General features: G+C 67.8%; 5 protein-coding genes. 3 read left to right on the forward strand and 2 right to left on the reverse strand.

What is annotated here, in order from left to right; all coding sequences use genetic code 11:
- The first annotated feature begins 22 nt into the window (after nt 1-22).
- The 3 genes from G3I41_RS00695 (at nt 23) to pknB (ending at nt 5054) form a co-directional block, all read left to right on the forward strand.
- On the forward strand, nt 23-1432 hold the full coding sequence (locus G3I41_RS00695) for an FtsW/RodA/SpoVE family cell cycle protein (RefSeq protein WP_164398334.1): 1410 nt from the start codon (nt 23-25) through the stop codon (nt 1430-1432).
- Nucleotides 1429-2892, forward strand: coding sequence for a penicillin-binding protein 2 (locus G3I41_RS00700; RefSeq protein ID WP_164398335.1), 1464 nt, complete (start codon nt 1429-1431; stop codon nt 2890-2892). The genes G3I41_RS00695 and G3I41_RS00700 overlap by 4 nt, the downstream gene beginning before the upstream one ends.
- Nucleotides 2893-3059: 167 nt before the next feature.
- Nucleotides 3060-5054, forward strand: a complete 1995-nt coding sequence (gene pknB, locus G3I41_RS00705) for a Stk1 family PASTA domain-containing Ser/Thr kinase (protein ID WP_164398336.1) — start codon at nt 3060-3062, stop codon at nt 5052-5054.
- Between the two features lie 66 nt (nt 5055-5120).
- Here pknB and G3I41_RS00710 read toward each other — a convergent pair whose 3' ends face one another.
- On the reverse strand, nt 5121-5858 hold the full coding sequence (locus tag G3I41_RS00710) for a class E sortase (protein ID WP_164398337.1): 738 nt from the start codon (nt 5856-5858) through the stop codon (nt 5121-5123).
- A gap of 33 nt (nt 5859-5891) precedes the next feature.
- Nucleotides 5892-6687 (reverse strand): class E sortase (locus tag G3I41_RS00715; protein WP_164398338.1); only part of this gene is annotated, 796 nt, incomplete at its 5' end.

The following is a 6687-nucleotide window of genomic DNA, read 5'->3' on the forward strand; positions in this document are numbered from 1 at the left end:
GCCGTAGGGGGCCTTCAGCACCATGAGCGTTGTCACCAACACGACCACGATCGGCGCGATCGACGCACCGAGCCGGCGCAACACCGAACTGATGATGATGGTCTTCGCCGTCGCCATCTCGGTGTTCGCCTACGCCAACGTGGGCCTGGCCATGGACGGCAAACTGCCGTCCGGCATGTTCGGCTACGGAGCGGGGCTCGTCCTGCTCGGCGGTGTCGCCCATCTCGTGGTGCGCAAGTTCGCCCGGTACGCGGACCCGCTGCTGCTGCCGCTGGCCACGCTGCTGAACGGGCTGGGGCTGGTGCTGATCTGGCGGCTCGACCAGTCGGAGCGGCTGATCCGGCGCGCGGAGTTCCTGTACGGGTCGTACAGCCCTGACGCCCCCAAGCAGCTGCTCTACTCGGCGGTCGGCGTCGCCTTCTTCGCCGCGGTCCTGGTGGTCCTCAAGGACCACCGCATCCTGCAGCGCTACACGTACATCTCGATGGCCGCTGCTCTGGTTCTGCTGGTCATCCCGATGTTCTTCCCCGCGGTGAACGGCGCGAAGATCTGGATCAGCGTCGGCTCGTTCACGATTCAGCCGGGTGAGTTCGCCAAGATCCTCATCGCGATCTTCTTCTCCGGCTACCTGATGGTCAAAAGGGACGCGCTGGCCCTCGCCAGCCGCCGTTTCATGGGCTTGTACCTGCCGCGTGGACGCGACCTCGGCCCGATCATCACCATCTGGGCCCTGTCCATCCTGATCCTCGTCTTCGAGACCGACCTCGGTACGTCGCTGCTGTTCTTCGGCCTCTTCGTGATCATGCTGTACGTCGCCACGGAGCGGACCAGCTGGATCGTCTTCGGTCTGCTGATGTCGGCGGCCGGCGCGGTGGGCGTGGCCTCGTTCGAGCATCACGTGCAGGAACGCGTGACCGCCTGGCTCGACCCGTTCGGCAAGGCAACCATGGCGCAGAGCGACCAGATCGCGCAGTCCCTCATGTCCTTCGGCTCTGGCGGCACGATCGGAACCGGCCTGGGACAGGGCAACTCCGACTTGATCATGTTCGCCGCAAACGCGGACTTCATCCTCTCCACCGTCGGTGAAGAGCTCGGCCTTGCCGGGATGATGGCCGTCCTGCTGATCTACGGCCTGATCATCGAGCGCGGCATCCGCACCGCCCTCGCCGCCCGCGACCCCTTCGGCAAGCTCCTGGCCGCCGGCCTCTCCGGAGCGTTCGCCATCCAGGTCTTCGTGGTGGCCGGCGGCGTCATGGGCCTGATTCCGCTCAGTGGTATGACGATGCCGTTCCTCGCCTACGGTGGCTCTTCCGTTCTGGCCAACTGGGCCCTCATCGGCATCCTCATCCGCATCAGCGACACCGCCCGGCGCCCCGCGCCCGCCCCCGCACCCTCGACCGACGCCGAGATGACCCAGGTGGTCCGCCCGTGAACAAGCCACTGCGCCGGATCGCGATCTTCTGCGGCGTCCTGATCTTCGCCCTGCTCGCGCGGACCAACTACCTGCAGTACGTGAAGGCCGACTCGCTCAACACCCGCGACGAGAACCGCCGGGTCCGCATCGAGCGGTACGCACACGAGCGCGGCAACATCATCGTGGACGGCAAGGCGGTCACCGGGTCCGTCGAGACCAAGGACAGCGACTTCAAGTACAAGCGGGTCTGGAAGGACGGCCCCATGTGGGCCCCCGTCACCGGCTATTCGTCGCAGGCGTTCGGCGCCACCCAGTTGGAGAGCATCGAGGACGGCATCCTCACCGGCAACGACGACCAGCTGTTCTTCAACCGCACCATGTCGATGTTCACCGGGGACGAGGAGACGGGCGGCAACGTCGTCACCACGCTCAACGGTGCCGCGCAGAAGGCCGCCTTCGAGGGCCTGGGCAAGAAGAAGGGCGCCGTCGCCGCCCTCGACCCGCGGACCGGCGCCATCCTGGCGCTCGCCAGCACCCCCTCGTACGACCCCTCGACCTTCGCGGGCAACGGCGAATCCGACACCAAGGCGTGGCAGTCCCTGTTGAAGGACAAGGACAAGCCGATGCTCAACCGGGCGCTTCGCGAGACCTACCCGCCCGGCTCGACGTTCAAGGTCGTCACCGCGGCCGCCGCCCTGGAGAACGGGCTCTACACGGACATCGACGAGCACACCAAGTCGCCGCTGCCCTGGAACCTCCCGCTGACCAGCCCCCCTCAGCCCCTGCCCAACGAGGGCAGCATCCCGTGCGAGAACGCCTCACTCCGCGAGGCGCTGCGCTACTCCTGCAACACCGTCTTCGGCAAGATCAGCGACGACCTGGGCAACCAGAAGATGATGGACGAGGCCGGCAAGTTCGGCTTCAACAAGGAGATCTTCACCCCGGTCCGCTCGAACGCCAGCGTGTACCCCGAGGACAACCGGCCGCAGAACGCCATGGCCGGCATCGGCCAGGCGTCCAACCGCGCCACCCCGCTCCAGATGGCGATGGTCGCCTCCGCCGTCGCCAACGACGGCAAGCTGATGCAGCCGTACATGGTCGCCGAGCGCAAGGCGCCCAACCTGGACGTGATCTACACGCACGAGAAGGAAGAGTTCAGCCGGCCCCTCTCGGCGGAGAACGCCCAGAAGCTCCAGGAGATGATGAAGACCGTCGTCAAGGACGGCACCGGCAAGAACGCCCAGATCCCGGGCGTCACGGTCGGCGGGAAGACCGGCACCGCCCAGCACGGTGTGAAGAACAGCGAGAACCCGTACGCGTGGTTCATCTCGTACGCGGAGACCGACAGCGGTTCACCGGTGGCCGTCGCCGTCGTCGTGGAGGACAGCGACGCCACCCGCGACGACATCTCCGGTGGTGGCCTGGCCGCCCCGATCGCGAAGGCGGTCATGAAGGCGGTCATCGACAGCGAGAAGTGAGACCGCTCACACCCGGCCGCGAAAGCGCCTCTGTGGATACCGGTCGGATATCAGGTATTGCCTCCGGGCCGATCAGCTGATGCGCGGCCGGTAGCGTATGCGCGAACAGCACACCGCCGGACCGCGCACCGGTGCGGTCAGGACTGACGGAGAGGGCTGGAACAGTTATGGAAGAGCCGCGTCGCCTCGGCGGCCGGTACGAGCTGGGCTCGGTGCTCGGCCGTGGTGGCATGGCCGAGGTCTACCTCGCCCACGACACCCGGCTCGGCCGCACCGTCGCCGTGAAGACGCTCCGGGCGGACCTCGCCCGCGACCCGTCCTTCCAGGCCCGGTTCCGCCGTGAGGCCCAGTCCGCCGCCTCGCTCAACCATCCGGCGATCGTCGCGGTGTACGACACCGGCGAGGACTACGTCGACGGGGTCTCCATCCCGTACATCGTCATGGAGTACGTCGACGGCTCGACGCTCCGCGAGCTGCTGCACTCGGGGCGCAGGCTGCTGCCCGAGCGGACGCTCGAAATGACGGTGGGCATCCTCCAGGCGCTGGAGTACTCGCACCGCGCGGGCATCGTCCACCGGGACATCAAGCCGGCCAACGTCATGCTGACCCGGACCGGTCAGGTCAAGGTCATGGACTTCGGCATCGCCCGCGCGATGGGCGACTCCGGTATGACGATGACCCAGACCGCGGCCGTCATCGGCACCGCCCAGTACCTCTCCCCGGAGCAGGCCAAGGGCGAGCAGGTCGACGCGCGGTCCGACCTCTACTCGACCGGCTGTCTGCTCTACGAGCTGCTGACCGTCCGGCCGCCGTTCGTCGGGGACTCCCCGGTCGCGGTGGCGTACCAGCACGTACGGGAAGAGCCGCAGCCGCCGAGCAACTTCGACCCCGAGATCACGCCCGCCATGGACGCGATCGTGCTGAAGGCCCTCACCAAGGACCCCGACTACCGCTACCAGTCGGCCGACGAGATGCGCGCCGACATCGAGGCGTGCCTCGACGGCCAGCCGGTCGCCGCGACCGCCGCGATGGGTGCGGCGGGTTACGGCGGCGGCTACCCCGGCGGATACGACAACGACCAGCCCACCACCGCCCTGCGCCCCGCCGACCAGAGCGGCGAGCGCACGTCGATGCTGCCGCCGGTCAACCCGGACGACGGCGGCTACGGCTACGACGACCGCCCCGCCCGCCGCAAGCAGAAGAAGAACCACACCTCGACGATCCTGCTGGTCGTCGCGGGCATCCTGGTACTGATCGGCGCGATCCTCATCGGCAAGGCCGTCTTCGTCGGCGACGGCGGCGACGACGGTGCGTTCGACGTGCCCAACGTGGTCGGCAGCACGGTCGAGGACGCCCAGAAGCAGGCCGACAACACGAACATCATCCTCAAGGTCGGCCCCAAGGAAGAGTGCGAGGAACAGCCCAAGGGCAAGATCTGCCGCCAGACCCCCGAGGACGGGACGATGAAGGAGCAGGAGACCCTCACGGTCTTCGTCTCCAGCGGTCCGCCGAAGGTCGAGGTGCCGGACGTGACGGAGAAGTCCGAGGACAGCGCCCGCGAGGCCCTGGAGAAGAAGGGCTTCACGGTCACCGTGGACTCGGTCGAGTCCGACCAGGCCGAGCCCGGCACCGTCCTGGAGCAGTCCCCGAAGGGCGGCGAGAAGGCCGAGGAGAACTCCGAGGTCACGCTCAAGGTCGCCACGGAGAAACTGCTCACGATGCCCCCGGTGACGGACCGCTCGTACGACGACGCGGTCGCCCAGCTGAACGGGGTCGGCTTCAAGAACATCGGCCGCAGCGAAGTCGACTCCGACAAGCTCGCGGGCACGGTGGTGGAGCAGACCCCGGCCGCCAACGAGAAGGTCGGGAAGGACACCTCGATCATCCTCAAGGTTTCCAAGGGCCCGGCCGAGCCGGAGAAGGTGACCGTCCCCGGTGACCTCCTCAACAAGAGCTACCAGGACGCGAAGGCCCAGCTGGAGGGCATGGGCCTGGTGGTCGCGCTCCAGCCCGGTTCGGTGGACAAGCCGGATGCCAAGGTGATCCTGAGCTCCCCGATGCCCAACCAGGAAGTGGAGAAGGGCGGCACGGTCACCCTGACCACCGTCGAGGGCGGCGGCGGCAACATCTTCGGCGGGCTGAACGGCGGACGGGGTCACTGACCCGCTCCGCGCCCGGTACGGACAGAGGGCCCCGGTCACCATCACGGTGACCGGGGCCCTCTGCCGTCATGCCTCTCGGCGCAGCTCCGCCGGGACCGTGCGGTCGCGGTCGACCTTCTCCGTACGGACCAGCTCGCCCCAGACGATGTAGCGGTACTTGGACGTGTAGACCGGGGTGCAGGTCGTGAGCGTGATGTAACGGCCGGCCTTCGTCACCCCGGCGTCCTTCGGGACCGGGCCCAGCACGTCGACGTTGTACTTGGACGTCTCCGGCAGCTCGCTGAAGACCTTGTAGACGTACCAGGTGTCCTTCGTCTCGAAGACGATCGCGTCCCCGGTGCGCACCTTGTCGATGTTGTGGAACTTCGCCCCGTGGCCGTCCCGGTGGGCGGCCAGTGCGAAGTTGCCCTCCTTGGCGGAGGGGAGCGCGGATTTCACCGGATCGGTGTAGTAGCCGGCGACGCCGTCGTTGAGCGTTTCGGTGTCGGTGCCCTTCTTGACGAGCACCTCGCCGTTGTTCATCGACGGGACGTGGAGGAAGCCGATGCCGTCCTTGGTGTCCAGCGCGCCGGGGCCGTCGGCCCACTTGTCGCGGACCGTGTGGCCTTGCTTTGAGGCCTCGCGGTCGGCGAGCACGTTCGTCCACCACAGCGAGTAGACGACGAAGAGGCCGAGCACCAGACCTGCGGTGATGAGCAGTTCACCGAAGACACTGACGGCGGTCGCGAGGGGATGGCGGCCGCCCTTCCGCCCGGGTGGCGCGGACTCGTCGGTCCGCTCCTGGTCCTCGGTCGTCGCTGTCATAGCACCGCCCTGTCGTCATGGCGTCCGGCCCGTTCAGTCCGCGAGCGCGTCGGGTTTCCCCTCGCTGCGCGGCCGTTCGTCGACCATCTTGCCCCAGACGATCAAACGGTACGTACTCGTGAATTCCGGTGTACACGTCGTCAAGGTGATGTACCGGCCGGGCCCGGTGAAGCCGGACTGCTTCGGCACCGGCGCGATCACGGAGACGTTGGAGGGCGAGGTCTGCGGCAGCACGCTCGTCATCTCGTACGTGTAGTACGCCTCCCGGGTCTCGACCACGATCGGGTCGCCGGGCTTCAGCCGGTTGATGTAGCGGAACGGTTCGCCATGGGTGTTGCGGTGGCCGGCCAGCGCGAAGTTGCCCTGCTTGTCGGAGGGCATCGCCGTTTTCAGGGGCTTCTCGCTGTAGTGGCCGACCATGCCCCGGTCGAGGACCTTCTCCTTGCTGGTGCCCTCGGCGATCGGCGTGACGACGTCCAGCTTGGGGATGTGGATGATGGCGAAGCCCTGCCCCGGCTCGAAGGCCGCCTGCTTCTCGGGGGTCTTCTCGTTCTTGGCCCAGTCGTCCTGGATCTTGTGGGCCTCCCGGCCGGCGATCTGGTCGGCGCGCACATTCGTCCACCAGAGCTGGTAGGTGACGAACAGCAGCATCAGGACGCCCAGGGTGATGAAGAGTTCGCCGATGCCCCGGCTGATGACGATCGCGGGGCTGTCCTTGGCGGCCTTGGCCGCCCGGCGCGCCTCCATGCGGGTCATGGGCTTCGCGGGTGCCGCGCCGCCGGGTCCGGGGCGGGGTACGGGGCGCCGCCGGCCACGCCCCTTGGCGGCG

This window comes from Streptomyces sp. SID9727, from assembly GCF_010550605.1.
Taxonomy (GTDB): Bacteria; Actinomycetota; Actinomycetes; order Streptomycetales; family Streptomycetaceae; genus Streptomyces.